Origin of the sequence: Paraburkholderia nodosa (assembly GCF_001718195.1) — a bacterium.
Classification (GTDB): domain Bacteria; phylum Pseudomonadota; class Gammaproteobacteria; order Burkholderiales; family Burkholderiaceae; genus Paraburkholderia; species Paraburkholderia nodosa_A.
Map to the genome: position 1 here is coordinate 182497 of NZ_MCNV01000004.1, position 24547 is coordinate 207043.

Genomic DNA, 24547 nt, shown 5'->3' on the forward strand with positions numbered 1-24547 from the left:
GCCGTCCGGTGGTCGAGCCGCGTACAGGTTGTCCTGGCCGTGGAATTTTCATGCTTTACTTTTTAAAGCATCGAGTCCGCACTGTCAACCGGCGACCGCGGAACAGGCGCTGCGCCAATCCAGCGCTAAGCGCGATGTGAAAAGCGCTGGCCGAGCTCGCGCAACCAGGCCAGAAAGGTGTTGATCGCAGGATCCTCGAGGCGTGCTTCGCGGACATAGCTGCAATAGCGCCATGCCGGCAGGGCGGGGCCGTCGAACGGGAAGACGAGACGGCCCTCTTTGACGTCGAGCGCGACGAGCGCGGTAGGTCCCATTGCGATCCCCAGGCCGTCGATGGCGGCTTGCAGGGTCAAATAAAAGTGATCGAGTTGCTGGGAATGGCGCGTGGCAAGCCCGGGGTGGCCGCTCGCGGCAAGCCATTCCGCCCAAAGGCCGGGATAGGTCGCCGTGTGAAGCAGGGTGTGGTGCGCCAGGTCCGAAACACGGTGTATCGGATGAGACTCCAGCACCTTGGGCGAGCATACCGGTAGCCGGACTTCCGATAAAAACTCCTTGACCGCATAACCCGCCGATTTTTGCTCGCTGCCGCGAATCGCCACGTCGCATTCGTCGCCGAGCTTTTCGATTGGCTCGTCCGAAGTCGTCAGCCGGACCTCTACTGCCGGATGGGTCAGCTGGAAGCTCGAAAGCTGCGGCAATAGCCAGCGCAACGCGAACGTCGTCGGCGCGTTGACCCTCACGATCTGTGCGCGCGTGGCCCGAAGTTGCTCGCTGGTCGCCACTGCGATGCGATCCAGCGCCGCCGATACCTCGGCCAGGTAGGCGCGCCCCGACGCAGTCAAGACGACCCTGCGGCCGCGGCGTTCGAACAGCTCGAGTCCAAGCCAGTCCTCCAGTTGCCGAACTTGTCGGCTGACGGCCCCGTGCGTGACGCAAAGCTCCTCGGCCGCCATGGAAAAACTCTCCGCGCGAGCGGCGGCTTCGAATACGCGCAGGGCGTTCAACGGCGGCAGACGACGCGACATCGACCGGGTTCCTATGTGACTTTCTCTGACAAGTACCGTGAGTTTACATCGCTTTTCGTGGCACCAGTGTCGCCTTATATTGAGCCTCCTTTGCAGCAGCTCCGGTTCTGGATCTGTTCGATTAACTCACCAGGGAAAATCTCGCATGTCGAATGTCGTCGTGGTCGGCGCGCAGTGGGGCGATGAAGGTAAAGGCCGGATCGTCGACTGGCTCGCGGAGAAGGCGGATATCGTCGTCCGTTACAACGGTGGCCACAACGCCGGTCACACGCTCGTGGTGGACGGCCGGACCTACAAGCTGGCGCTGCTGCCCAGCGGCGTCGTGCGCGGGAAGCTAGGCCTGATCGGCAATGGCGTCGCGCTCGATCCCGAGGCGCTGCTCGCGGAGGTCGACCGCATGGCGGCGCTGGGTATCCGCGTCACGCCGGAGGTGTTGCAGATCGCCGAGACGGCCGCGCTGGTGCTGCCGGTGCATCGCGCGCTCGACGCTGCCCAGGAACGGATGCGTGCGAAGCCGCTCGGCACCACCTTGCGCGGCATTGGGCCGGCGTACGAGGATAAGGTTGGGCGCCGCGGCCTGCGCGTGTGCGACCTGGCCGAACCGGACCTGCTGGCCGAGAAGCTCGACGTTCTGCTCGAGCACCACAACGCGTGGCTTCGCGGCTCGGGCCAGGCGCCATTCCCGCGCGAGCCGATGCTGAGCGGCCTGCTTGCCATGGCGCCGCGCATCCTGCCGTTCGTGGGCCGCGTCTGGGAACAGCTCGACCACGCCCATTCGTCGGGCAAGCGCGTCGTGTTCGAAGGCTCGCAGGCGATCATGCTCGACGTGGATTGGGGCAGCTACCCCTATGTGACGTCGTCGAGCACCATCGCCGCGGGCGCGGCCAGCGGGACCGGCATCGCGCCTTCGCAACTGGGGCGGGTGCTTGGCGTCAGCAAGGTCTATGCGACGCGCGTCGGCGAAGGCCCGTTCACGTCGGAACTGGACGGCGCGCTCGGCGACGTGCTCCGGCAGCGCGGCGGCGAGTACGGGGTCAACACCGGCCGCCCGCGACGCTGCGGCTGGCTGGACACCGTGCAACTGCGTCAGAGCTGCAAGGTCGCAGGCATCAACCAGCTCGCGCTGACCAAGCTCGATGTGCTCGATGGCTTCGAGTCGGTGCAGCTCTGTGTGGGCTACATGCTCGATGGGGCGCGCATCGACTACATGCCATCCACGAACGCCGAGCAGCAGCGTCTGCAGCCGGTTCTCAGGCGCTTCGACGGCTGGGCCGGTTCGACCCGGGGCGTGCGCTCCTATGGCGACCTGCCGCCACAGGCAGCGGCGCTGATCGAAGCGATCCAGAACGAAGTCGGCGTGCCCGCGGCGATGGTCACCACCGGCCCTGAACGCGACGATGCGATTGTCCTGCAATCCCCATTCGCGTAATGCCCGAATATCGGCCTAACCTTCGCTGTCCATCCTTGAACGGACCTCGCCAGCGGAAAGGTCGCGCTGATGGGTGGCAATCTGCCAGGTGTTTCCCCACGGATCTCTGACCATCGCGCGCCTGTCGCCATATGGCAGATCGGCAGGAATCTCGAGCGAGACCGCATTCGCCGCGATCGCTCGCTGGTAGGTCGAATCGGTGTCCTGAACGTAGACGTACAGAAATGCCGGCATCGGCTCGCGAAGACCGTCTGCGCCGCTAACCATCACGACGGAATCGCCGATCCTGATCTCGGCAGGCAACCCATGGCGAAATACGCCTTGTGCCTGAAACACCGTCTTGATGAAGGCGACCAGGTTCTCCGCGTCGCGTACGACAATTCGGGGCGTAACGGTGTGCCATCCATCGGGCTGAAAATTGGCCATGTCGGGCAGCCTCGCAAGAGGTTCGCCCGGGCATTCTGCGCCGGGTGCCCGATTGGCGCTAGCCGCGTTTGCGCAGCGGCTCGAGCAAGCCCTTCAGGCCGTTATGGTCCAGTTCCTGCATCAGCGCGAGCAGCCGGCCGATCTCGCCCGGCGGGAACCCTTCACGGGCGAACCAGTTGAGGTAATGCCCCGGCAGGTCGGCGATGAGCCGGCCCTTGTATTTGCCGAAGGGCATGGCGAAGGTGACGAGGCGTTCGAGGTCTTGGGCTTGCATGGCGGTATTGTGCACGGCCTGGCGTTCGCGCGCGAATGCTACGAACGCAAACGTGGCAGGCGCTGTCGACATCGACTGACTTCGCTGCCCGAATTTCCTGTCAATTTGACCCGCGGCCCGCGCCGTTCCTCACGGCGTCCCGTTCGCGCAATGCACTGCAAACCCGGGCCGTTCGGCAAGCCGTTCGAAATATGCAGCAACAGCCGGCAAATGCGGATGCTCGAACGGTGTGCCGAACCAGCGGTTCACCGACAACCCAATGGGAATATCGGCAAGCGAGAATTGCGCGCCGGCGACGAACGCGCCGGTCGCCTGCAGCCGCGCGTCGAGAATGCGCATATGCCGGGTCCAGTTCTCGATGGAAAGGGCAATTTCGCCGGGCGCCTGGTGAGCCGGCGACGCTCTGACCAAGGCGAGAAATGCATAGCTCCACGAACGGTTCAGGTCGGTCGCCTGCCAGTCCATCCATTGATCGACGCGAGCCCGCTCGCACGCATCGGCAGGATAGAGATGCGCGCCGCCATAGCGGGACGCCAGATAGCGGATGATGGTGTTCGACTCCCACAGCACGAAATCGCCGTCCCTGATGACCGGCACGAGCGCGTTGGGATTCAATGCGAGGAACTCCGGCGTATGCTTCGAGCGAAAGCCCGAGCCCCAATCCTCGCGCTCGAAGGGCAGGTTTAATTCGACACAGGTCCAGAGCACCTTGCGAACGTTGATGGACGATGCTTTGCCGAGGATGTTGAGCATATCGAAAGGAAAGAAGAGGGAGCCGCGCCCGTGCACGATACGTCATGCATGTGGCCGCGGCCATGTACAGTTCCCCGAACATGCGCCGCTGCAGTTCCCGGCAACGCTTGCAATCCGCACGCAACCGGTGCATGGTTCAACGACTTTCCCCGGCTCGAACCAGGAGACTCGACGATGCCGCTCGCGCTATATGGACATCCGTTTTCCTCGTACACGCAGAAAGTGTTCATCGCGCTGTATGAGAACGACACACCCTTCGAGTTCCGCGGCGTCGGTCCGGATTCTCCCGAGCATACGGCGCAGTGGCTGCAACGCTGGCCGCTGCGCAAGTTTCCGGTGCTCGTGGACGGCGAGCGCAACGTTGCGGAAACCAGCATCATCATCGAATACCTGCAGCTCGCGCATCCCGGGCCGGTGCGCCTGCTGCCCGCCGATCCCGTGGCCGCGCTCGACGTGCGCTTTCTGGACCGCTTCTTCGACCTGCATGTCATGACGCCCGTGCAGCGCGCCGTGGATGGCGCGTTGACCGGCGATCCGGCGCGGCGCGACGAAGGGCGCGCCTTTGCCGAGGAAAAACTCGAGCTCGCTTATGCATGGCTCGAAGGCCGCCTCGCGGGCAAGACGTGGGCAGCGGGCGAGGACTATACGATGGCGGACTGCGCCGGGTCTTCATCGCTTTTCTATGCTGACTGGACGCATCGCATCGCCCCGACCTATCCCGTCCTGCGCGCCTATCGCGAGCGCCTGCTCGCGCGGCCTTCGTTCGCGCGGGCCGTGAACGAGGCGCGGCCATATCGTCCGCTCTTTCCGCTCGGCGCACCGGATCGCGATTGAAGCGATTCGTTCAGGGATGCGAAGTAAATGCGGCGCCATTGTGAAAGAGGCTTGCACGATGCCATGCAAGCCTCTTTCGTGTTACAGACACTAGATCAACCCACCGAAGGCTCCCCTTCGCCGGACTGCTTGCCCGGGCGGTCGGCGGGCGACTGCTTGCGCGACTTGTCATCGCGCTCGGGCATGGCGCTGCGCTGGTCGTCGCTGTGCTCGGTGGGTTTCTGCTGGTTTTCGTTCGCTTTGCTGGCGCCCTGTTCATGGCGCTTCGGGTTGCTGGCGGTCATCGTTCCTCTCCCATTCCGGTAGGTCCGCCAGATCCCGCAAGGCTCGCGCCCGGCGCGCGAATACGTTCTACGCGCTTTCACGCTCCTTGAGCCGTTTGCGGTGCGCGGCCACTTTGGCGCGATTCCCGCAGATCGCCATGCTGCACCAGCGGCGCGCGTGCCCGCGCGTGTGGTCGGCGAACAGGAGGGTGCATTTCGGGCCTTCGCAGGCTTTCACGTGCGTGAAGTCCTGCTCGCCGACGAGTTTCGCCAGCGCCTCGGCAATGGGCATCAAGAGCGATTCCGGCGTTTTCCAGCGGCGACTCACGCGGTATTCGAACGTCGCCGCGCCGTCACTGCCGACCGCAACGACTTCGCCATAGCGGTCGTCACGCGCGAGCAGATCGTTGAGCGGCGCGAGTTCGCCCAGATCGGCGGCGGCGAGCGGCCGGCCTTTTCTGTCTCGCACGAAGGACCTGAACCATTCACGTAGCGCGCGCGCCTCGCCCGCGACGGTGTCGAACCCGGCCGCGGTGAACTGCGCGCGCAGCGTAGCAAGCGCCGGCGCGGGGACCATGCCCGCCTGTGCGAGCCAGGACAGCAAACCTTCGCCGTCGGCGATCCAGTCGATGGGAACGTCCACCGGTGTGGCAACCGAGTTCAGGAAGTCGAGCCCAGGCGCGTCGGCCACGAATATCGCCGGTATGGGGCGGTAGTCCATTTTCTTGCTGCAAAAGGGTAATCAGGGTGCATTCAGTGTAACCGTCAAAATCGTTCTTGACAAGTTACATCACGGATTAGTAACCTCTACAACACGACCAACACGGTTACATAAGGAGCGAAGCATGTCTCACGGTAAAGCGAGCTTTTCCGTTCATCTCTGGAGGAACCCATGACTGCCATTGCCTACCGCCGCGCCGATGTCGACGGCTACAACGTGTTCTACCGGGAAGCCGGGCGCGTCGGCGCGCCGAAGCTCCTGCTGTTGCACGGCTTTCCGAGCGCCGGCCACATGTTCCGCGACCTCATTCCGAAGCTGGCCGACCGCTTTCATATCGTCGCGCCGGATCTGCCGGGCTTCGGTCAATCGGACTTGCCGGACCGAGAGGAATTCGCATACACGTTCGAGAATATTGCGAAGGTGATGGCGCGCTTCACCGAGCGCATCGGCTTCGACCGGTTCGCGGTGTACGTATTCGACTACGGCGCGCCCACGGGCTTTCGCCTCGCGCTTGCGCATCCCGAGCGCATCACGGCGATCATTTCGCAAAACGGCAACGCCTACGAGGAAGGCCTGAGTGACGGCTGGAATCCGATTCGCGCTTACTGGCAGGACGCGTCGCCGGCCAACCGAGAGGCACTGCGTGCGCTGCTCTCGCGCGAAGCGACGATCTGGCAATACACGCACGGCGTGCCCGATGCGTCGGCGGTGTCGCCGGACGGCTATTCGCTCGATGACTACTATATGAACCGCCCCGGCGCGCACGAGATCCAGCTCGACTTGTTCCGCGACTACCGGAACAACGTTGCGCTCTACCCTGAATTTCAGGCGTATTTCCGCACGCATCGGCCGCCGTTTCTCGCCGTGTGGGGTAAGAACGATCCGTTCTTCCTGCCGCCCGGCGCGCAGGCGTACAAGCGCGACTTGCCGCTAGCCGTGGTGCGCTTTTTCGACACCGGCCACTTCGCGCTGGAAACGCACGCCGACGAGATTGCCGCCGCGATCAGGGAATTTCTCGAATGATGGGGACTCCTGATTGTTTGTGCGAAACGAACATCGGCCCGATGAGCGAAGGGCTTCGGGGCATTTGCAAACATGGCGGTTTTAATGCTTTAGTTAAGCTGCGGTTACACAGCCATGGCCTTCATTCATGTTGCATTGGATGTCTTGTGCCGACAACGGCACCAATTTCACGCTGAGGTCGTTCCGGAGCAAGCGACTAATATAGGAATACCGATTACCCGGTGCGTGAAGGAGTTGCAAACATGAAAAAGCTTGCGCTTATGTTGCTTCCTGTTCCGCTCACCATGTTGGCTCCGGTCGCTCACGCGCAAAGCAGCGTTACCCTGTACGGCGTGATCGACGAAGCCTTTCAGTTCGTCCACAACGCCGACGCTCAGGGCAACAATCTGTATCGGATGCAAGGTGGCAATCTGCAAGGGTCCCGCTGGGGCTTGAAGGGAACGGAAGATCTGGGCGGCGGCCTGAAAGCGATCTTCCAGCTGGAAAGCGGATTCGACATCAATAGCGGCAAGATGGGCAACTACAACGGCAATACCTTGCTATTTGGCCGTCAAGCCTTCGTAGGATTGACGCACCAGCAGTATGGAACGCTGACACTGGGTCGCCAGTACGACCCGGTCGTCGACATGGTTCAGCCGCTTACCGCAGACAATTACTGGGGCAGCACCTTCACCACGCCGGGCGACGTGGACAACAACGACAACAGCTCTCGTACGAACAATGCGATCAAGTATCTCTCGCCGCAATTCGCGGGCTTCCAGATCGAAGGCATGTATGCGTTCGGCGGCGTCGCGGGCGCGACAGGTTCGCAGCAGACCTGGTCGGCCGCGGCAAGCTATGTGACTGGCTCATTCAGCATCGCGGCGGGCTACGTCCGCATGACTAACGCCAACTCCACGATTCCTCGCACCGGCTGGACCAGCACCTCGGACGGCACCTTCGACGGCGGTTTTCAGAACCTCGCCTATGAAACCGCCAAGTGGGTCGGCATTGGTTCCGTTGCCCTGCAATACGTGGCCGGACCGTTTACGTTCGGCGGCCGGTATAGCAACGCGCAGTACAAGGCGGACTCGCAATCGCTTTTCCCATCCAACCAGCGCTACAACGTCGCTGCCGGTTTCGTGAACTACGCGGTTACGCCTGCGTCGCTCATCGGTGTTGGCTATACGTGGACGCACAGCGCGGGCGACACCTCGGCGACCTATAACCAGGTCTCGCTGGGCGGCGACTACAACCTCTCCAAGCGTACCGACGTGTACCTCGTCGGCGCGTGGCAGCACGCCAACGGCACGCAGCGCGTACCGACCGCAACGGGTTCCATCCTGACCACCGCGGTCGCTTCCGTGGCGGACTATGGGCTGAACGGCAACTCGAGTTCGCAAATCATGGTGAGCCTCGGCATCCGCCACAAGTTCTGAGTCACTGCAGCCTTTCTTCTACGCCCGCCGCACCGCATGGCCGTTCCGGCCGTGCGACGGCGGGCGCTTCATGGCGCCTGCCTGTCCCTATGGGGGACGGTAGGACCATGGTCTGATTGTCTTCGCCGTGCCGCTCCCACATCATTGAACAGACCACTGCGCCGGTTGCACGGCGCGGTGTTCGTCCCGCATTCGGGCGTCGTGCCGGAGGCACGACTGTCATTGTCCAATCTCCCGCCGATAGCAGCAGGCGTAATCGGCGCGATCTCGCACGCGCTCAAGGAGTTGATATGGATACCTATATAAATTGTCGGGCCGGCGCCCTGTGCGCCGCCGTGCTGCTTTTGATGAGTGCCGCGCAGGCAACGCCTATTGCGTATCCCGCGAAGGGGCAGAGCGCGCAGCAACAGCACTCGGACGAATCGGCATGCTACTCGTGGGCCAGGAGTAACACGGGCATTGACCCGAAACAGGTCGCGTCGACGCCACCGCCGCCTTCGGGGCCGGCGGTGGGCGGCGGCCAGCGTGTCCAGGGCGCGGCGCGCGGCGCGGCGGGCGGCGCGGTGATCGGCGCGATCACCGGCGATGCGGGCAGGGGCGCGGCAGTGGGCGCGGCGGCCGGCACGATGGTGGGCGGCTCACGCGCGCGCCAGGAACGGCGTGCCCAGCAGGCCAACGCGCAGCAACAGCAGCAGGGCGCGATCGACACGTTCAACCGCGCGTTTGCCGCGTGCATGCAAGGGCGCGGCTACACGGTGCAGTAGTGCGCCGTGCATGAAGCGGCCTGAGGCGGCGTAAGACCAAGGTCCGATTTGTCCTGTGCGCCGCGTCTGCGACTATGTAACTGAACGATGAGCAACGATGTGCGAGCAACGTCTCATTCCCGCGTGACGTTCGATCCGCATGCGTGAGTGCCGTGTCCGGGCTGTCTAAACTCAATGGAGGACAACAATGAAGCGACGGATTTTTGTGCTTACGGCGGCGGCCGCGGCCGGGCTCGCTGCAGCGGGTTGCAGCACGACCACGAGCAGTGGGACGAGCGGCGCGACCGATGCGGCGAAACGCCAGGAGATCGATGCCGCCGTGGACGGCACGATGTCCCGGCTGTTCTCGACTGTCCCGGGCTCGCAGGAACTCGTTTCGAAGTCGCAAGGCGTGCTGGTCTTTCCATCGGTCGGCAAGGCAGCGTTCATCATTGGCGGGTCGTACGGCCAGGGTGCGTTGCGCGTGGGCGGATCGACGGTCGGGTACTACAGCACGGCGGCCGCTTCGTTCGGCTTGCAGGCAGGGGTGCAGTCCACTGCCGTGATCTTTCTCTTCATGACGCAGGACTCGCTCGACAAGTTCCGCAACTCGAAGGGCTGGTCGGTTGGCGGCGATGTTGCCGTTGCGCTCGTCAAGGTCGGTGCGAATGGGCAGATCGACACGCGAACCGCAACGGCGCCGGTCCAGGCGATCGTGATGACCAATACGGGCATCATGGCCGATGCGTCGGTCGCTGGCACGAAGGTGACGAAGCTCGATCTGTAACAGGAGGTCGCGATGTCGTACCTCAAATGGATTGTTTCAGCCGTCATCGTTGCCGCGGCGCAGCTTGCCGCGGCTCAGGGCCAGACGACGGCCAACGTGACGCACGAGCCGGGCAAGGCAACCGTCACCGGCATGCACAAGGTGACGGCGACCATCACGAAGATCGACGCCGATACCCGCACCGTCACGCTCAAGCGTCACGACGGCAAGCTGGTAGAAGCCGAACTGGGACCGGAGGTCAGAAACTTCGATCAACTAAAGGTCGGCGATGTCGTGACGATGACCTATAAGGAATCACTCACGCTGAGCCTGAAGAAGGGAGGCGACGGCGAGACCTCGGTGCAGGAAACGCCGCAGGTCGAGCGTGCGGCTGCCGGCGAGAAGCCCGGCGGCATGGTGGGCCGTGAGGTGAAAGTCACGGCGAATGTCGTAGCGGTCGACACCAAGACGAAAACGGTCACCCTGATGGGCCCCGAAGGGGGAACGATGGATCTGCGGGTCGAGGATCCCCAGCAGCTTGCAAACGTGCAGGTCGGCGATCAGGTCGAGGCAGTGTATACGGAAGCGTTCGCCGTATCCGTCAAGCCTGCACCACACAAGTAGTCGCGCATGGAGAAGCCGCTTGCGCTCAGGATGCCGGTCGGCGCGCACGGCGGCGCCGCTCTGGCTGTCCTCACCGGTAACCGAACGCTAAGTCAAATGAACACCGTGACACGATCCGTGGCCGTCGTCGACGACGAGGAGTCGGTCGGGCGAGCGATCCAGCGCCTGTTGAAGTCGGTCGGCATCGACTCCGACGTGTACACGAGCGGCGAGGCATTTCTCGGCGCCCTGGCGGCCGCGGCGCCTCACGCGCCCGTGTGCGTGGTCCTCGATATCCAGATGCCCGGCATCAACGGTATCGAGGTACAGCGTCGGCTGGGTGGCACCGGCATCCAGTGCATCGTGATTACGGCGCACGACGATGCGCGCGTGCGCGAGCAGGCACAGGCAGCCGGCGCGGTTGCGTACCTGCGCAAGCCGTTCGACGACTCCGCGCTCATCGGCGCGGTCCATGCGGTGCTGGGCGTGCCGCCGCCGGGCTGACGCCCCGCATGCCGAATCGGTACAGCGACGATGAATCGACCACGCCACGACCGGATTCAGGGAGGCCCCGCAATGAAGCGCGCTGAGCTTCTCGTTTGCCACGACTGCGATCTCATGCAGCGCGGCGCGCCTTGCCCGCCGGGGGGCACCCTGCGCTGCCTGCGCTGCAACGCCGAACTGGAAAGGAATCTGCCGGAAAGCCTCGGCCGTGCGCTCGCGTTCGCGTTGGGCGCACTCGTGCTGTTCGTCATTTCCAACCTGTATCCGATCGTCGGACTCTCGGTGAACGGCAATCTCGTACGCACGACGCTGTGGCATTCGGTCGAGATTCTCTATCTCGACGGCATGTGGCCCATCGCGGCGCTGGTGTTCGCCACGACGATCCTCATGCCTGGCCTGCAGGTCGTGTGTCTGCTCGCCCTCCTCGTGCCGCTCGCGATCGACCGCGCGCCGTGGCAGGCGCCGCTCCTGTTCCGCGCGATGTACATCGCACGGCCGTGGGGCATGACCGAGGTGCTGATACTCGGCCTGCTGGTCGCGCTCGTGAAGCTGTCCCATATCGCAACGGTCGTGACGGGTGTCGCGTTGTGGTCGTTCGGCGCGTTGATGCTGGTGCTCGCGGGCGCGAGCGCGGCGTTCGACGCGCGCCAGTTCTGGTCGCGCGTGGCGCGGGCAACGCAACCGGCCAACGCGGTCAGGGTGCTCGACACGCCCAGCGTGACGACGCGCTACGCGTCGGGCGAGGCGCCCAGAGCGCGAGGCGAGCGCGCCGCAGGCCCGCTCACGGGCGCCGCGTGCGGCATCGCGCGCTGCCATGCGTGCGGAATGCTCGCGCGCATGCCGGCGGCCGCGCATGCGGCGACGTGCCCGCGCTGCGGCAGCGCGCTGCACATGCGCAAGGTCGCGAGCCTGTCGCGCACGTGGGCGCTGCTGGTTGCGGCGATGGTGCTGTACGTACCGGCGAATGTGCTGCCCGTCATGGACACGAGTTCGCTGTTCGGCTCGCAGAAGGACACGATCATGAGCGGTGTGGTGTATCTGTGGGTGTCGGGTTCGTGGCCGCTCGCGCTGCTCGTGTTCATTGCCAGCATCGCCGTGCCCATGCTGAAGATCCTGGGGCTTTCGTATCTGACGTGGACCACGCAGCGCCGCTGGACATGGCTGCCCGAGCAACGCACGCGCATCTACCGGCTGATCGAGCTGGTCGGCCGCTGGTCGATGCTCGACATCTACGTGATCACGATGCTCGTCGCGCTGGTGCAGTTCAACGCGCTCGCCACGATCAAGGCGGGGCCCGCCGCGATCGCTTTCGGTGCCGTCGTGATCCTCACCATGTTCGCCGCGAACATGTTCGACCCCCGTCTCATCTGGGACGCGATGGAGCACGAAAATGGCAGCACCCGGTAACGACGATTCCTTGCCGGACCTGCCCGAGGCGAAGCCGGCGCGCGGCTCGCGCTGGCGCATGCAGATTGTCTGGCTCGTGCCGATCGTGGCGGTGCTCATTGGCGGCTGGCTCGCTGCCAAGGCGATCATCGAGGAAGGGCCGACGATCACGATCAGCTTCAAGACCGGCGACGGCCTCGAGGCCGGCAAGACGAAGATCAAGTACAAGGACGTCGATATCGGCGTGGTGAAGGCGGTCACGCTCTCGCCCGATCACAAGCGTGTGATCGCGACGGGCGAACTCGTGAAGGACGCGGCGAGCATGCTCGTCGACAACACGCGCTTCTGGGTCGTGCGCCCGCGCATTTCCGGCGGTACGGTTTCGGGCCTGAGCACGCTGCTCTCGGGCTCTTTTGTCGGCATGGACGAAGGCAACTCCAGCAAAGCGCGCCACGACTTCGTGGGACTCGAAGTCCCGCCTGCGATCCCGAGCGACATCCCGGGGCGCGAATTCGTGCTGCACAGCGTGAACATGGGCTCGCTCGATGTCGGCTCGCCGGTGTTCTTCCGCCGTCTTCAGGTCGGACAGATTGCTTCCTATGAAATGGACCCGAACGGCAAGGGCGTGACGCTGCGCGTGTTCGTGAACGCGCCCTACGACAGGTTCGTGCGCAGCGACACGCGCTTCTGGCATGCGAGTGGACTCGACGTCTCGCTCAGCCCGGACGGCGTGCAGATCAACACGCAGTCGGTGGTGTCGCTGCTCATCGGCGGCGTGGCGTTCGAAACGCCCGACGCCGACGCCGGCGGTGAACCGCCCGAGGCCGACGCAGACTCGAAGTTCGAGCTTTACGCCACGCACGCCGACTCGATGAAGGAGCATGACCGCATTGTCGACACCTACGTCGTGACCTTCTACGACTCGGTGCGCGGACTGACCGTGGGCGCGCCCATCGATTTCCGCGGCGTCGTGATCGGCGAGGTCACACGCATCTACACGCGCTTCGACCCAGTCAAGAAACAGTTCAGTATTCCTGTTGAAATCAATCTGTATCCGGAGCGCTTTACGTCGCGCTTCGAGAATGGCAGGCCGGCCGGACGCCTCACTTCGCAACCGCGCCAGCTTGCCGAGTTCCTGGTTGCCAGCGGCTTCCGGTTCCAGCTGCGCTCGGGTAATCCTCTCACAGGACAGCTCTACGTCGCCTTCGACGTCTTCCCGGACGCTGCGAAGGCTAAGATCGACTGGTCGAGAACGCCGCCCGAGATGCCGACGGTGCCGCGCACGCTGCAGTCGTTGCAGGATTCGCTCACGCGGCTGCTCGCGAAACTCAACGGTATTCCGTTCGAGGCCATCGGCGCGAGTGCGCAGCGCACGCTGCAAAGTGCGAACGACGTGGTGGCGAAGCTCGGCACCGACGTGGTGCCGCAGGCGCACGATACGCTTTCGGCGGCAAGATCCACGCTCAACTCGGCCACCGATGCCTTGCAGCCCGACTCGCAGCTCCAGCAGAACACGAGCGACGCCATGCGTGAACTGGCCCGCACCGCCGCGTCCGTGCGCATGCTTACGGATTATCTCGAGCGCCATCCCGAGGCCGTGGTGCAGGGCAAACCTGGAGGCAAGCAGTGAACCGCCGCAACCTGACTCTGCCTGCCGTTCTCGCCGTTGCGATGGCGTGTCTCGCCGGGTGCTCCTCGCCGTCGCCGACCTTCTATGCGTTGCGCGCCGATGATGCGAGCGCCGCGACGGCCAGCGCATCGCCCGCCGTGCCGACGAGCGCCGCTGCACTCGATGTCGTCGTCGGTCCCGTGACTGTGCCCGACATGGTGGACCGGCCGCAAATCGTCACGCGCAATCCGGACAACACGATCCAGATGAACGAGTTCGCGCGCTGGGCCACGCCGCTCAAACTGGACGTTGGGCGCGTCGTTGCCGCGGACCTTGCAAAGCGGCTCGGGACGGCGCACGTCTCGACGTTCGATGGCGCGGCCACCCCGCCGGTCTGGCGCGTTCGCGTCGATATCACGCGCATCGACAGCGTACTGGGAGACTCGGTGACGATCGACGCGCAATGGGTCGTGCGCCCGCCGGGTCACCAGGCGCTGACGCTCGGGCACACCGTAGCGCACGAGCAGGTGACGAGCCAGGACTACGGTGCGCTCGTCGACGCGCACGATCGCGCACTCGCCACCATCAGCGCCGACATTGCCGCCGCGATTCGCGCGGACCATCCAACAGTTGGCAGTGCGACGGAGTGAGCACGCCACGCGGGATCTCATGAAGACGTTGCATTGTGCGTGGCTCGCACTGAGCGCGGCGCTGGCGCTGGCGGGCCACGATGCGTCGGGCAGCGTGCCTCGCAGCGAGGACACGCCGGCGGGACTCTTCGCAGTGCTCGATTACGTTGTTGCGCCCGCCGAGCCGAGGTCCGCGCAGAGCGCGGTGGCATTGCGCGAGGGCGGCGTCGAGCAGGAGACGATCAAGGCGCGCATCGTCGAAACGTGGTTCTACCGGCTGCGTGCGGACCCGGCCGTGGCGGTCGCCGTGCCCGGCGGCATGGCGGGCCTCGAAGCCCGGCTGCGCGACGACGCGGCGCGCGAGCGCCTGATCCGCGGCGGCATCGCGCGCCTGACGCCACAAGACCGCCTGGCGTACCTCACGCTGCTCGCGAAATACATGGGACGCGCGGCGCGCGGCAATTGCCAGGGCATGGCGAGCGTGCAGGACCTTGCTCAGGGCATTTCGATCGGCAGCATGAGCGATGCCGACACGGCCGAATACTTCTCGTTGCTTTATCGCGTGGTGATCCGATCCCTGCTCGCCGCGCCAGTCAGGCTGCCCACGCCCGTGGCATACGAGCGGGCGTTGCGGCATCTCGACGATGCGGTCAACGCGGCCCTCGCTGGCGATCCGCAGTCCGTGGCGCGGCTCGAGCGCGTCACGAATGGCGGCCCTGGCGCCACGATGGCCGACGTCTGCTGGGCGAGCGCGGTGCTCATGCGCTCGACGGCGGCGATGAGCGCACCCGATCGCGACGCGCTGCTGCTCTACATGCTCGGTGAAGACGCGCCGGCGCGAGCGTCGGCCCCCGAGCCCGCGCGCGCACCGTGAAACGCAGTGGCGCAGCGCCAGTGCCGAGTGTCACGGCGCAGCCTTCGACCAGCCCGGGCCCGGATCGAAGGATGTCATCGCTTCGGCTTTTGCCGCGCCATCCGGGCCGAGATCGCGCTCGTAGACCTGGCCGTCGTGGCTGACCATGAAGGTCTTGATACCCGTGTCGCCGTACCGCACCGGCCACGCAACGACGCCAAAGCCGCCGAACAGCTTGTTGTCGACCATGTAGTTATATGCGCCGCCGGGCGCGTGCGGACCCTGCGAGGTCAGCAGCTTGTAGTGGTAGCCGTAGTAACCGGCGTTTTCGGCGTTGCGCGCGCCGGCCTTGAGGAATGCGACGCCTAGCGGGCTCGGCGCGGCGTCGGGATCGGTCGGCCAGTACAGGCCGTCATGCTTGCCCGGCGAACTCGCGAGCTTGCTGGCGTAGACCAGCATGTCGCTGCCGTCGTGATAGGTCTGCGCATATTCGCGTTGCGCGTCGTAGACCGCGAGCATCGTCTGCATCACGGCAAGCTCGTTGCGGCCAATGCGGCGCACGCGCATTTCCTCGACACCGGCGTGCGTGTCGAAGTGCCAGCCCTGGGCGGTCTTGACGAGCGGGACCGGAAAGGTCCAGCCGTCGTCGCCAACGGCGATCATCGCGTGATTTGCATCGGTATCCTGAATGGTGTGCGAAGTCTGCCATTCACTCAGGAACTTGTCGCGGATCTGAGCGCCGACCGGCGGGATGAGCTGGCGGAAATCTGCGCCGAAGAGCGTGCGCAGTTCCGCCTCGTCGTTGCCGGCCACGGCGTCGCCGAACGCGGCCATCGCCGCGTCGGGCGTAGCGAAGGTGTTTTGCCCGGCGGCCGCGCAAGGCCGCGGCGCGAATACCAGCAGTGCGATGGCGATCGCCGCCGCGAGTACTGCCGATGCAGCCGGACGGAGAAACTCATGTCTGTTCATGGCCGTTCTCCCTAGCGTCTGCCGCCGCCACGACCGCCGCCACCGCCGCGCATACCGCCGCCGCCGCTCGGACGATTGAACCCTGAAGACTGCATGCTGGAGCGGCCGCGACTCGCGTCGCGCTGGGTGGCGCCGCCGCCGCCCACACCCTGGAAGGCGCCATCGCGGCCGCCGCCGCCGTAGCTCCCTCCACCGCCGCCGCCAAACCCGCCGCCTGCCCCGGTGCTCACGCGATTGCTCCCGCCGGCATTGTTAGCCATGCCGCCGCGATTGCCGCCGGCACCGTTATTGCCAAGGTCTCCGCGATTGCCACCCGCTCCGTTGTCGGCGAGGTTCGCGCGATTGCCGACGCTCGCGTTGTTGCCCGCGCCGCCGCGATTGCCGGGATTGCCCTGATTCCCGCGGTTGCCATTGCCCAGGCCCTGGCCGCCTGCACCGCCGCCCGTGCGGTTGCCGGCGCGGTCCGCCACGCTGGCGCCGTTCTGGCCATTCTGGCCATTGCGGCCGCGATAGTCGCGGCGGCCGTCGGCGCCTGCCACGTTGTTGCCGAATTTCTCGCGCGTGGCGTTGTCACGGTATGCGACGCCCTGGCGGTGGCTGGCATCGTGCTGCCACTTGCCTCCCTGGACCTTGGTGCTGTCGAAGTTGCGATTGACGTTGCGCGCCTTGTCCACGTTGATGTTGACGTCGCCGCCGCCCCAGTTGCAGTTGCCGAAGATCGCGCCCGCGGCGGCGAGCCCGACGCCCCACGCGAAGCCGGTCATCAGTGCGCCGCCGGGATAGTAAGCAGGATAGGGTGGCCAGGCGTACGGCGGGTAAGCCGGGTAGCTCCACGCGCCGTACACGATCGTGGGGTTGTACGCGGGTACATAGATCACCTCGGGCTTGGCAGGCTCGATCTTCACGATGGTCTGGCCGCCTTGCGCGGGCGGCTGCTCGACCACGACCTTTTGCTGCTCGTTGCTCTTGAGGTTGCCCGAGTCCTGTGCGCGTGCACGCAGGCGCTGCACGGCGGCGAGCACATCCTTTTCCTGGGCGAGGAACGCGTCACCGAGTTTCTGGGTCCAGTCGAGCTTGTCGTTCATCGGCTCGAGGGCCTGCGGGAACGCGACGAGCGACTTCACGCTCGTGTCCCATGGCTGGTCCTGCACGGCCTTCACGGCTTCGTCGCCCTTCAGCTTCGGGTGCTCCTTGACCCAGCGGGCCGCATGCACGATTTCGAGCGGGTAAGTCGATGCCATCAGGACTTGCGCCAGCACCGAATCGGGATAGAGCGCGATGGGCGCGACCAGCGCCTCCAGCTCCTCGGGCTTGTAGGGGGCGGGCTGCGGCGCGTCTTGCGCGCGCACCGCCTGAGCGCCTGCCAGGAGCAACGCGAGCACGAGCAGGCAGAGGGTGTACGTGCGTTGTTTGATCCATGAGGTCATGGCCGATCCTTCCAATTGTTTGCTCAACCGGAGTGCGGGACGGATAGCGACAACGTGAAGGGGCGAGCGCGTGCGCGCATTCTTGTTCGAGTGTGGCGAGGCGGAGAGCCCCACGGGTATAGTCCGGCAAGCCACGCTGTGCTGGCAATCGGACCAGAGTCCTATTGACACCGCAATGGCGGCGCAATGATGCTATTCACTCGTCGAGGCTGGCAGCGCCGACACCCGGAGATCCCAAATGAAAATGCGTCTTGCTGTGCCGTATGCGACGGTGCTCCTGCTTTGTGCGCCCGCCTTCATGTCTGAAGTATTTGCGCAAGCGGGAACGATGGGTACCAGGCAGATGCGGGACGTGCAGCGCAAAGCGGAGCACAAGGCCCGCTCGAACCAGTCCCGGCAACATGGTCAGCAAAATACGACGCAACATCATGCGGCGAGTGCAGCCGCGCCAGCTTCGGCGCCTTGATCGACAACGGCGTCTACCGAGCTGTCACGCGCCGGACGTGTGATGGATTCTGCAGGCCATTTCGCGCGTTTCCAGATCGAAATAATGGTGGCGACTATTTCATAAAAACAGAATAGATAATGCCACGCGACAAACTGCACGATCGCCATTCGTATTGAATAGAGATGATTTCGCGAGCCAATTACCAAATCAAAGAAAACGTTCGCAAATATTCCCGGTAAATAGTCAGTGTATATAGTCCGGTGCAAGCGCATTCAAGGCCTTAGCGCCTGATTAGCGTTATATGCGGAAAAAGTTATCGAAAACAATTGCGCGCGGAACGAATCATCGGCAATTTCTTTCATATAATTAACGCGCGGTGAAAGCGTACAGCGAAGCGGTTCCGCAATCATGATCCCATCCGTTCTTTTCTTCAATGACTGACTCATTCTCCGCCCATGCCGGAGCGTTCTTCGATAATCAAAAGTAAGCTGCAGTCATCATTGGGGCGCAGTTTGCACCGCAAAACGGCCGGAATGCCGGTGCTCGTCAAATCCGCCCCGCCTGGGCGCTGAAGCGTTTGAAACGATTCGCAGGCTGCCGGAGCAGGGCAGCGTAGCCGGAGGACACCGTGATCAGGGCAGACATGGGGAACGAAAAACTAAAACTGAACAGACCGAGAGCCGAACACGCAGCGGCCGGCCTGCTGGCGTGGCTCGACAGAATCAAGCCGCGCACTCTGCCGAACGGCAACGCACTGGCCGCGCGCAACACCGGCCACGCGTCGGCGCAGGCCACACAGGCCATTGCGCAAAGTCTGCACAGCGTTCTCGAAGTCGTGCCCGCGGCGGCGCTCTTGATCGACGAAGCGGGCAGCGTCGCATGGGCCAATGGCATGGCCACCCACGTGCTCGGCTATGCCCTGGGCGAATTGATCGGCATGCGCATCGAAAACGTGCTCCTCGCCTGGCGAAGAGACGCACGCCCCGTATCGTTCGGCGCACTGAAGTCCGCGCAAGGGTTGCCGCATAGCGTGACGCGCGTGGCCATCGCGCGCGCGAAGAACGGCGCCGATATCGACGTGCATGTGAGCGCTTCGGCATCGCTCGCCGCCGGACCCGCGGCGCGCATGGTGGTCGTCATCGAACCGGAAAGGCGCGACACGACGCTCGCGGAGTCCGGCAGCGAACCGCGCCGGTTGCGTCGGGAACGGGCGTCCGAGGTGGGCGACATGGCCGCCGCGCTCGCGCACGAAGTCGATCAGCCGCTCACGGCCATTCTCAGCAACGCACAGGCCGCGCAACGGTTTCTCGCCCAGAGCCCGCCGGCCATGAGCGACTTGCGGGAGCTGCTTGGCGAGGTCGTGTCCGACAGCACGCGTGCGCACGCGATCATCCGCAAGATGCGCCAGTCCGCGCGCTGCGAGCCGCCCGAGCTGTGCCCCGTCGATGTCGGCAGCCTCGTGCGCGACGTGGTGCGCCTGCTGCGCCGCGAGACGGAAACCTGTGGCGCGGCAGTGGGCGCGCGCATCGAAGACGGGCTGCCGCAAGTGCACGGCGATGCGGTTCAACTGCAGCAGGTGCTCGTCAATTTGCTCCTCAATGCGCTCGATGCGGTGCACGACTGCCACGCGGAAGATCGCAGGGTGTGCATCTTCGTGACGGCAAGCGAGGATCGCGGCAAGGTGCGCCTCGCGATCCGCGATCATGGGCCGGGTGTCGATGCCGATCGGCTCGTCACGCTGTTCAAGCCGTTCATGACGTCCAAGCCCCACGGGCTGGGTCTTGGCCTCTCCATCAGCCGCACCATCGTCATGGCGCACGGCGGCCAGCTATGGGCCGAGCGCAACGCCGATCGCGGCCTGACGTTCCATATCGAACTTCCCGCGGAGGGCGCGTGCGTGCAGACGACCACGCGTTTTTCACCATGAACTCGCCAGTTTCCATCGTGTTCGTTGTGGACGACGACGAGCACGTTCGCAACGCACTATGCCGCTTGTTGCGATCCGGCGGCTACACGGCACAGGCGTACGGCAGCGCCAGCGCCTTCCTCAACGGCGCGGACCTGACGAGCGCGCCTGCCTGCCTGCTGCTCGATCTCCAGTTGCCCGACCTGAGCGGCATTGAATTGCAGCAGCGGCTCGAGGGCAGGGTGCCGATCGTCTTCGTTTCGGGCCATGGCGACATGGATACGGCGGTGCGCGCGATGAAGGCGGGCGCATCGGATTTCCTGACGAAGCCGATCGACGCGCAGGTGCTATTCGAAGCCACGTCGCGCGCGCTCGAACGCGCAGGCCAGCTATACGAACAACGCGAGCAGCGCGCGGAGATCCAGCGCCGGGTGGAAAAACTCACGCCGCGCGAGCGCGAGGTCATGGCGCTCGTGGTGACGGGCCGGCCGAACAAGCTCGTGGCCGACGAACTGGGCGCGGCGGAGAAAACGATCAAGATTCACCGGGCGCGCGTCATGGAGAAGATGAAGGCGAACTCGCTTGCCGATCTGGTGCGCCTCATGACCACGTTCGATGCCGACGCGCCTGACTTGCACCCGCTTCCGCATACGGGCTGAGGGACCAGGGGATTAAGGGACTAAAGGACCACACGGCAGGGCACGCGCGCCGTCGTCCCGTCACTTCAGATCAAATGGCTATTGCGCCAGTCGCGCGGCGTCATGCCGAAGCGCGCGCTGAACCAGTTCGTGAACGAGCCCTGCTGGGCGTAGCCGAGCAGGGCGGACACACGTCCGATGGGATAGCGCGGGTTGCTCATGTAGCGCACGGCAAGTTCGCCCCGCACTTCCTCCACGAGCCGCGTGAAGCTCGTATTGGCGACGCCGAGCTGACGTTGCATCGTGCGCACGCTCAGCCGCAGATGCGCGGCCACCCCTTCGACGCTGGCCTGCTCGAGCGGCAGCAGCAGGTAGATCGCCTTGCGCACCTCGAGTGCCGTGGAATCGACGCCCGTTGCGTTGAGCGATTCGGCGAGGCTTTCCGCGTAGCGCACCAGTTCCGGGTCGGCGGCGGGGTTCGGGTAGTCGAGGTCGGCGGCCGCGCATACGATGCCGTTGAAGTCGCTGCCGAATTCCAGCGGACAGCCGAAAAAACGCCGGTGAAACGTGAGGCTGGGCGGCGCCTGGTGAACGAAGTGCACCGCGCGCGGTTTCCAGTGCTCGCCCAGCAGCGCGCTGGAGTGACGCGCGAGCACGCCCACTGCGAGTTCGATGGCCTGGTATGTGGGGGTGCCCGGATCGACGACCAGTTCCTCGCGGATCGTGACGGTTGCGCCCGTGTCTTCGACAAAGATCGCGAGCGCTTCGTTGAGCAGATGCCGGTATTCCGCCGTGGCGAGCAGCACCTCGCGCAGCGTGCGCTTGTGCGCGAGCAGAATGTTGACCACGCCAGTGCCGAACTTGTGGCGCGTCTCGGCCATTTGCAGCGCGAACGTCGGGCACGCGGCCTTTTCCGCCGAACGCTCCAGCAACCGGCACGCAGCGGCTGCGGGGACGCGTTGGTCGGGAGTTGCGAGCGCCGCGGCGTCCACGCCCGCCTCGTGGGCAAGCTCGACCGGGTTCAATCCCACGCGCTTTGCCACGTCGAAATAACCGCTCAGCGAGACCGAGCTCAGCGTGGTTTCCATTGTCGTGTCTCCTCTTTGCTGCGGCCTCGCCGCGCCTTTTCAGCCCGTCAAACATGGGCTTGCGCTTATCTCGGTGTTAACGCCTGGTGGCGCGAAAAGCTAAAACGATGGCGCGCAATCAGAAAAGTGTAGCGCAGGATTGCCGTATCGTGCATCTCAACGGATCAGCCAGGTTCCGAGCGATATTTCAGGCTTCTGGCCACGTTGCCAAACGTTGAAATACCGTCCCCATATTGGAGAACACGATGCAATTCCTCGACGATTCGCTGCACCCCGAGAACCAGGACAAGGTTGTCATCACCACCGCGCCGTATGGTCCGGAATGGATGCCCGAAGACTTCCCGGAAGACATTCCGGTGACGATGGAAGAACAGATCCAGAAGGCCGTGGATTGCTACAACGCGGGCGCAACGGTGCTGCACCTGCATGTGCGCGAACTCGACGGCAAGGGATCAAAACGCCTCTCGAAGTTCAACGAGCTGATCGCAGGCGTGCGCGCCGCGGTGCCGGACATGATCATCCAGGTGGGCGGCTCGATCTCGTTCGCGCCGGAAGACGAGGGCGAAGCGGCGAAGTGGCTCTCGGACGATACGCGTCACATGCTGGCCGACCTCGAGCCGAAGCCGGACCAGGTGACGGTGGCGATCAACACCACGCAGATGAACATCATGGAGCTGCTCTACCCGGAATACCTGGCGGGCACCTCGCTCTCCAACCCGGCGTTCATGGCCGCGTATAGCGAAATGACGGTGCCGGCCGGCCCGGCATGGGTGGAGGAGCATCTGCGCCGTCTGCAGGCTTCGGGCATTCAGCCGCACTTCCAGCTCACGGGCATCCACGCGCTCGAAACGCTCGATCGCCTCGTGCGCAAGGGCGCGTACAAGGGGCCGCTGAATCTCACGTGGATCGGCATCGGCGGCGGCTTCGACGGCCCGAACCCGTTCAACTTCTTCAACTTCGTGCACCGTGCGCCCGATGGCTGCACCGTTACCGCCGAGTCGCTGCTCAAGAACGTGCTGCCGTTCAACATGATGGCGATGTCCATGGGCCTGCACCCGCGTTGCGGCATTGAAGATACGATCATCGACCAGCACGGCAAGCGCTTCACGTCCGTGCAGCAGATCGAGCAATGCGTGCGCGTGGCGCGCGAACTGGGCCGTGAGATTGCCACGGGCAAGGAAGCGCGTGATATCTATCGCATCGGCGTGCACTACGAGACGGTCGACGAAACGCTCGCGGCCAACGGCATGGCGCCGAACCGCGTGGCCGGCGTGAAGAACCTGCCGCTGCGCGCGGCGTAATGGCAGTGGGGCCCGGCGCGGGCATAGGCTTGTGCCGGGCCTTGAAGCGGGGGTTTGGCGCTTGCGTCGTACCTGCTGAAACTGAGAGAACAACGGAACCCGACGAAGAGCGGGCTACCACGGAGACAACCCATGCTCACGCATGCCGAGCCCACCGCGGGCGAATTGACGAAGACCGGGACGAACGTACGCGCATATGCGTGGGTGGTGTTCGCCTTGACGGTCGGGCTGCTGCTTTCCGACTACATGTCGCGGCAGGTCCTGAATGCGGTTTTTCCGCTGCTCAAGACCGCATGGAGTCTTTCAGACACGCAGCTCGGCTCGCTGAGCAGCGTGGTCGCACTGATGGTGGGCGTGCTCACGTTTCCGCTGTCGGTGCTCGCCGACCGCTGGGGCCGCGTGAAGAGCATCGTCCTGATGGCGGCGTTGTGGACTCTCGCGACGCTTGGTTGCGCGCTCTCGACGAACTACGGCGAAATGCTGCTTGCACGCGCCTTCGTCGGCATCGGCGAAGCGGCTTATGGCAGCGTGGGGATTGCCGTTGTCCTCAGTATTTTTCCGGTGCGCCTGCGTTCCACGATTACGGGCGCATTCATGGCGGGTGGCGCCTTCGGCTCGGTGCTGGGCATGGCGCTGGGCGGTGCGGTGGCTGCGCAGCATGGCTGGCGCGTGGCGTTTGGCGCGATGGCAGCCATGGGGATCGTGCTGGTCGTGATCTATCGCATCGTCGTCACGGAGAAGCGCATTGCCTCGCTGCAGCCGGCGAGCGTGAGCCGCGAGGCGAATGGCCTCGGGATGCGCATGAGCCTGCGCGCGCTGCTCAAGGGCCTGTTTTCCACGCGCTCCGTGGTGTGCGCGTATGTGGGCAGCGGCGTGCATCTGCTCGTGCCGGCGGCCGTGTGGAGCTGGCTGCCGAGCTTCCTGAACCGCTACTACGGCATGGCCACCGGCAAAGCGGCCGGGACCGCCGCAGTGTTCGTGCTCGTGACGGGCGTTGGCATGGTGGTGTGCGGCAATCTCGCGGACCGCTTCAGCAAGGATAACGGCGCGCGCAAATGGAGCATCGCGATTGCGTACTGCCTGATCTGTTTCGCGCTGCTCGCGGTCGGCTTGCGCATGCCGGCCGGCCCGGCGCAGCTGGTTCTGATCGGCGCGGCCATGTTCTTCTGTGCAGGCGCAGCGGGCCCCTCGGGCGCGATGGTGGCGAACCTCACGCCGCCCTCGATCCATGCCTCGGCGTTCGCCACACTCACGCTGGCGAACAACCTGCTCGGCCTCGCGCCCGCCGCGGTGCTCACGGGCATTGCCGCCGACCATATCGGCCTGCTTGGCGCGCTGCAACTCGTACCGTTTGCGCCGCTCGTGGCGGCAGTGGTTTTCCTGATCGGCAAGCGCAACTACACCGTCGATCTGGATCGTGTGAATGCCCTGCGCGAAGAAGCCGGTGGTCACGCACAACGATGAAATTGAACAAGTAGTTCGAGTCGGCTTGACTGAGTTCGAGTCAATGC

General features: G+C 64.7%; 26 protein-coding genes. 17 read left to right on the forward strand and 9 right to left on the reverse strand.

All coding sequences use genetic code 11. The features are described 5' to 3' along the window. Positions 1-125: 125 nt before the first annotated feature. Positions 126-1025: a transcriptional regulator GcvA gene (gene gcvA, locus BFD71_RS10060; RefSeq protein ID WP_069263113.1), complete on the reverse strand. Its 900-nt coding sequence runs from the start codon at positions 1023-1025 to the stop codon at positions 126-128. Positions 1026-1170: 145 nt separating this feature from the next. Between gcvA and BFD71_RS10065 the strand changes: the two genes are divergently transcribed. Further along, a complete protein-coding gene (locus BFD71_RS10065; RefSeq protein WP_069263114.1) occupies positions 1171-2454 on the forward strand; it encodes an adenylosuccinate synthase in 1284 nt (427 codons plus the stop codon). 15 nt (positions 2455-2469) lie between these two features. Here BFD71_RS10065 and BFD71_RS10070 read toward each other — a convergent pair whose 3' ends face one another. The 3 genes from BFD71_RS10070 to BFD71_RS10080 all read right to left on the reverse strand — a co-directional run bounded on the left by BFD71_RS10070 (position 2470) and on the right by BFD71_RS10080 (position 3907). Then, positions 2470-2880 (reverse strand): VOC family protein, encoded by a 411-nt coding sequence (locus BFD71_RS10070; RefSeq protein ID WP_069263115.1) that lies wholly within the window; start codon positions 2878-2880, stop codon positions 2470-2472. Positions 2881-2938: 58 nt separating this feature from the next. Then, entirely contained in the window at positions 2939-3154 is a 216-nt protein-coding gene (locus BFD71_RS10075; protein ID WP_069263529.1) for a DUF3820 family protein, read from the reverse strand. Positions 3155-3283: 129 nt separating this feature from the next. After that, positions 3284-3907, reverse strand: a complete 624-nt coding sequence (locus BFD71_RS10080) for a glutathione S-transferase family protein (protein ID WP_069263532.1) — start codon at positions 3905-3907, stop codon at positions 3284-3286. A gap of 174 nt (positions 3908-4081) precedes the next feature. Here BFD71_RS10080 and BFD71_RS10085 point away from each other — a divergent pair, with 174 nt between their 5' ends. Continuing rightward, entirely contained in the window at positions 4082-4741 is a 660-nt protein-coding gene (locus BFD71_RS10085) for a glutathione S-transferase family protein (protein WP_069263116.1), read from the forward strand. A 95-nt stretch (positions 4742-4836) separates the two neighbouring features. On the opposite strand, the gene BFD71_RS10090 is transcribed toward BFD71_RS10085, so the two are convergent. Continuing rightward, on the reverse strand, positions 4837-5025 hold the full coding sequence (locus BFD71_RS10090) for a hypothetical protein (RefSeq protein ID WP_069263117.1): 189 nt from the start codon (positions 5023-5025) through the stop codon (positions 4837-4839). Positions 5026-5092: 67 nt separating this feature from the next. Next, the gene (locus BFD71_RS10095; protein WP_069263118.1) at positions 5093-5725 is read right to left on the reverse strand and encodes a CGNR zinc finger domain-containing protein; all 633 of its coding nucleotides are present in this window, start codon (positions 5723-5725) and stop codon (positions 5093-5095) included. A 171-nt stretch (positions 5726-5896) separates the two neighbouring features. On the opposite strand from BFD71_RS10095, the gene BFD71_RS10100 reads away from it, so the two are divergent. The 10 genes from BFD71_RS10100 to BFD71_RS10145 all read left to right on the forward strand — a co-directional run bounded on the left by BFD71_RS10100 (position 5897) and on the right by BFD71_RS10145 (position 15280). Beyond that, complete coding sequence (locus tag BFD71_RS10100) at positions 5897-6748, forward strand: alpha/beta fold hydrolase (protein WP_069263119.1); 852 nt, start codon at positions 5897-5899, stop codon at positions 6746-6748. Between the two features lie 242 nt (positions 6749-6990). Further along, complete coding sequence (locus BFD71_RS10105) at positions 6991-8166, forward strand: porin (protein ID WP_069263120.1); 1176 nt, start codon at positions 6991-6993, stop codon at positions 8164-8166. Positions 8167-8513: 347 nt separating this feature from the next. Then, complete coding sequence (locus BFD71_RS10110; protein ID WP_256094611.1) at positions 8514-8930, forward strand: glycine zipper family protein; 417 nt, start codon at positions 8514-8516, stop codon at positions 8928-8930. Positions 8931-9117: 187 nt separating this feature from the next. Further along, positions 9118-9696, forward strand: a complete 579-nt coding sequence (locus BFD71_RS10115; protein ID WP_069263122.1) for a BPSL1445 family SYLF domain-containing lipoprotein — start codon at positions 9118-9120, stop codon at positions 9694-9696. 12 nt (positions 9697-9708) lie between these two features. Beyond that, entirely contained in the window at positions 9709-10299 is a 591-nt protein-coding gene (locus tag BFD71_RS10120; protein ID WP_069263123.1) for a DUF1344 domain-containing protein, read from the forward strand. A 96-nt stretch (positions 10300-10395) separates the two neighbouring features. Next, complete coding sequence (locus BFD71_RS10125; RefSeq protein ID WP_069263124.1) at positions 10396-10782, forward strand: response regulator transcription factor; 387 nt, start codon at positions 10396-10398, stop codon at positions 10780-10782. 72 nt (positions 10783-10854) lie between these two features. After that, on the forward strand, positions 10855-12189 hold the full coding sequence (locus BFD71_RS10130; RefSeq protein WP_069263125.1) for a paraquat-inducible protein A: 1335 nt from the start codon (positions 10855-10857) through the stop codon (positions 12187-12189). Further along, complete coding sequence (locus BFD71_RS10135; protein ID WP_069263126.1) at positions 12173-13798, forward strand: PqiB family protein; 1626 nt, start codon at positions 12173-12175, stop codon at positions 13796-13798. Before BFD71_RS10130 ends, BFD71_RS10135 begins: the two co-directional genes overlap by 17 nt. Beyond that, positions 13795-14427, forward strand: coding sequence for a PqiC family protein (locus BFD71_RS10140; protein ID WP_256094591.1), 633 nt, complete (start codon positions 13795-13797; stop codon positions 14425-14427). Before BFD71_RS10135 ends, BFD71_RS10140 begins: the two co-directional genes overlap by 4 nt. Positions 14428-14446: 19 nt before the next feature. After that, positions 14447-15280 carry a hypothetical protein gene (locus BFD71_RS10145; RefSeq protein ID WP_069263127.1) on the forward strand — a complete coding sequence of 278 codons (834 nt, stop codon included), beginning with the start codon at positions 14447-14449 and terminating at the stop codon, positions 15278-15280. 30 nt (positions 15281-15310) lie between these two features. Here BFD71_RS10145 and BFD71_RS10150 read toward each other — a convergent pair whose 3' ends face one another. Beyond that, positions 15311-16228 (reverse strand): DUF2950 domain-containing protein, encoded by a 918-nt coding sequence (locus BFD71_RS10150; RefSeq protein ID WP_083245164.1) that lies wholly within the window; start codon positions 16226-16228, stop codon positions 15311-15313. Positions 16229-16239: 11 nt separating this feature from the next. Beyond that, positions 16240-17655, reverse strand: a complete 1416-nt coding sequence (locus BFD71_RS10155) for a DUF3300 domain-containing protein (RefSeq protein ID WP_069263128.1) — start codon at positions 17653-17655, stop codon at positions 16240-16242. 238 nt (positions 17656-17893) lie between these two features. On the opposite strand from BFD71_RS10155, the gene BFD71_RS40400 reads away from it, so the two are divergent. From BFD71_RS40400 to BFD71_RS10170, 3 genes are all read left to right on the forward strand, one after another. Next, positions 17894-18121, forward strand: coding sequence for a hypothetical protein (locus BFD71_RS40400; protein ID WP_141710624.1), 228 nt, complete (start codon positions 17894-17896; stop codon positions 18119-18121). A gap of 610 nt (positions 18122-18731) precedes the next feature. Then, positions 18732-20030 (forward strand): sensor histidine kinase, encoded by a 1299-nt coding sequence (locus BFD71_RS10165; RefSeq protein WP_141710625.1) that lies wholly within the window; start codon positions 18732-18734, stop codon positions 20028-20030. Continuing rightward, positions 20027-20668 carry a response regulator transcription factor gene (locus BFD71_RS10170; protein ID WP_069263130.1) on the forward strand — a complete coding sequence of 214 codons (642 nt, stop codon included), beginning with the start codon at positions 20027-20029 and terminating at the stop codon, positions 20666-20668. The genes BFD71_RS10165 and BFD71_RS10170 overlap by 4 nt, the downstream gene beginning before the upstream one ends. 65 nt (positions 20669-20733) lie before the next feature. On the opposite strand, the gene BFD71_RS10175 is transcribed toward BFD71_RS10170, so the two are convergent. Beyond that, on the reverse strand, positions 20734-21735 hold the full coding sequence (locus tag BFD71_RS10175; protein ID WP_069263131.1) for an AraC family transcriptional regulator: 1002 nt from the start codon (positions 21733-21735) through the stop codon (positions 20734-20736). Positions 21736-21980: 245 nt separating this feature from the next. Between BFD71_RS10175 and BFD71_RS10180 the strand changes: the two genes are divergently transcribed. Next, a complete protein-coding gene (locus tag BFD71_RS10180; protein ID WP_069263132.1) occupies positions 21981-23036 on the forward strand; it encodes a 3-keto-5-aminohexanoate cleavage protein in 1056 nt (351 codons plus the stop codon). Positions 23037-23168: 132 nt separating this feature from the next. After that, on the forward strand, positions 23169-24500 hold the full coding sequence (locus tag BFD71_RS10185; RefSeq protein WP_069263133.1) for an MFS transporter: 1332 nt from the start codon (positions 23169-23171) through the stop codon (positions 24498-24500). The last annotated feature ends 47 nt before the right edge of the window (positions 24501-24547 follow it).

Coding starts and splice junctions, on each gene's coding strand:
- BFD71_RS10175 (WP_069263131.1), bottom strand. CDS start 21,735: ATGGAAACCACGCTGAGCTCGGTCTCGCTGAGCGGTTATTTCGACGTG.
- BFD71_RS10115 (WP_069263122.1), top strand. CDS start 9,118: ATGAAGCGACGGATTTTTGTGCTTACGGCGGCGGCCGCGGCCGGGCTC.
- BFD71_RS10110 (WP_256094611.1), top strand. CDS start 8,514: ATGAGTGCCGCGCAGGCAACGCCTATTGCGTATCCCGCGAAGGGGCAG.
- BFD71_RS10185 (WP_069263133.1), top strand. CDS start 23,169: ATGCTCACGCATGCCGAGCCCACCGCGGGCGAATTGACGAAGACCGGG.
- BFD71_RS10095 (WP_069263118.1), bottom strand. CDS start 5,725: ATGGACTACCGCCCCATACCGGCGATATTCGTGGCCGACGCGCCTGGG.
- BFD71_RS10070 (WP_069263115.1), bottom strand. CDS start 2,880: ATGGCCAATTTTCAGCCCGATGGATGGCACACCGTTACGCCCCGAATT.
- BFD71_RS10150 (WP_083245164.1), bottom strand. CDS start 16,228: ATGAACAGACATGAGTTTCTCCGTCCGGCTGCATCGGCAGTACTCGCG.
- BFD71_RS10155 (WP_069263128.1), bottom strand. CDS start 17,655: ATGACCTCATGGATCAAACAACGCACGTACACCCTCTGCCTGCTCGTG.
- BFD71_RS40400 (WP_141710624.1), top strand. CDS start 17,894: ATGAAAATGCGTCTTGCTGTGCCGTATGCGACGGTGCTCCTGCTTTGT.
- BFD71_RS10085 (WP_069263116.1), top strand. CDS start 4,082: ATGCCGCTCGCGCTATATGGACATCCGTTTTCCTCGTACACGCAGAAA.
- BFD71_RS10145 (WP_069263127.1), top strand. CDS start 14,447: ATGAAGACGTTGCATTGTGCGTGGCTCGCACTGAGCGCGGCGCTGGCG.
- BFD71_RS10135 (WP_069263126.1), top strand. CDS start 12,173: ATGGCAGCACCCGGTAACGACGATTCCTTGCCGGACCTGCCCGAGGCG.
- BFD71_RS10125 (WP_069263124.1), top strand. CDS start 10,396: ATGAACACCGTGACACGATCCGTGGCCGTCGTCGACGACGAGGAGTCG.
- BFD71_RS10080 (WP_069263532.1), bottom strand. CDS start 3,907: ATGCTCAACATCCTCGGCAAAGCATCGTCCATCAACGTTCGCAAGGTG.
- BFD71_RS10105 (WP_069263120.1), top strand. CDS start 6,991: ATGAAAAAGCTTGCGCTTATGTTGCTTCCTGTTCCGCTCACCATGTTG.
- BFD71_RS10130 (WP_069263125.1), top strand. CDS start 10,855: ATGAAGCGCGCTGAGCTTCTCGTTTGCCACGACTGCGATCTCATGCAG.
- BFD71_RS10065 (WP_069263114.1), top strand. CDS start 1,171: ATGTCGAATGTCGTCGTGGTCGGCGCGCAGTGGGGCGATGAAGGTAAA.
- BFD71_RS10075 (WP_069263529.1), bottom strand. CDS start 3,154: ATGCAAGCCCAAGACCTCGAACGCCTCGTCACCTTCGCCATGCCCTTC.
- BFD71_RS10120 (WP_069263123.1), top strand. CDS start 9,709: ATGTCGTACCTCAAATGGATTGTTTCAGCCGTCATCGTTGCCGCGGCG.
- BFD71_RS10100 (WP_069263119.1), top strand. CDS start 5,897: ATGACTGCCATTGCCTACCGCCGCGCCGATGTCGACGGCTACAACGTG.
- BFD71_RS10180 (WP_069263132.1), top strand. CDS start 21,981: ATGCAATTCCTCGACGATTCGCTGCACCCCGAGAACCAGGACAAGGTT.
- gcvA (WP_069263113.1), bottom strand. CDS start 1,025: ATGTCGCGTCGTCTGCCGCCGTTGAACGCCCTGCGCGTATTCGAAGCC.
- BFD71_RS10170 (WP_069263130.1), top strand. CDS start 20,027: ATGAACTCGCCAGTTTCCATCGTGTTCGTTGTGGACGACGACGAGCAC.
- BFD71_RS10090 (WP_069263117.1), bottom strand. CDS start 5,025: ATGACCGCCAGCAACCCGAAGCGCCATGAACAGGGCGCCAGCAAAGCG.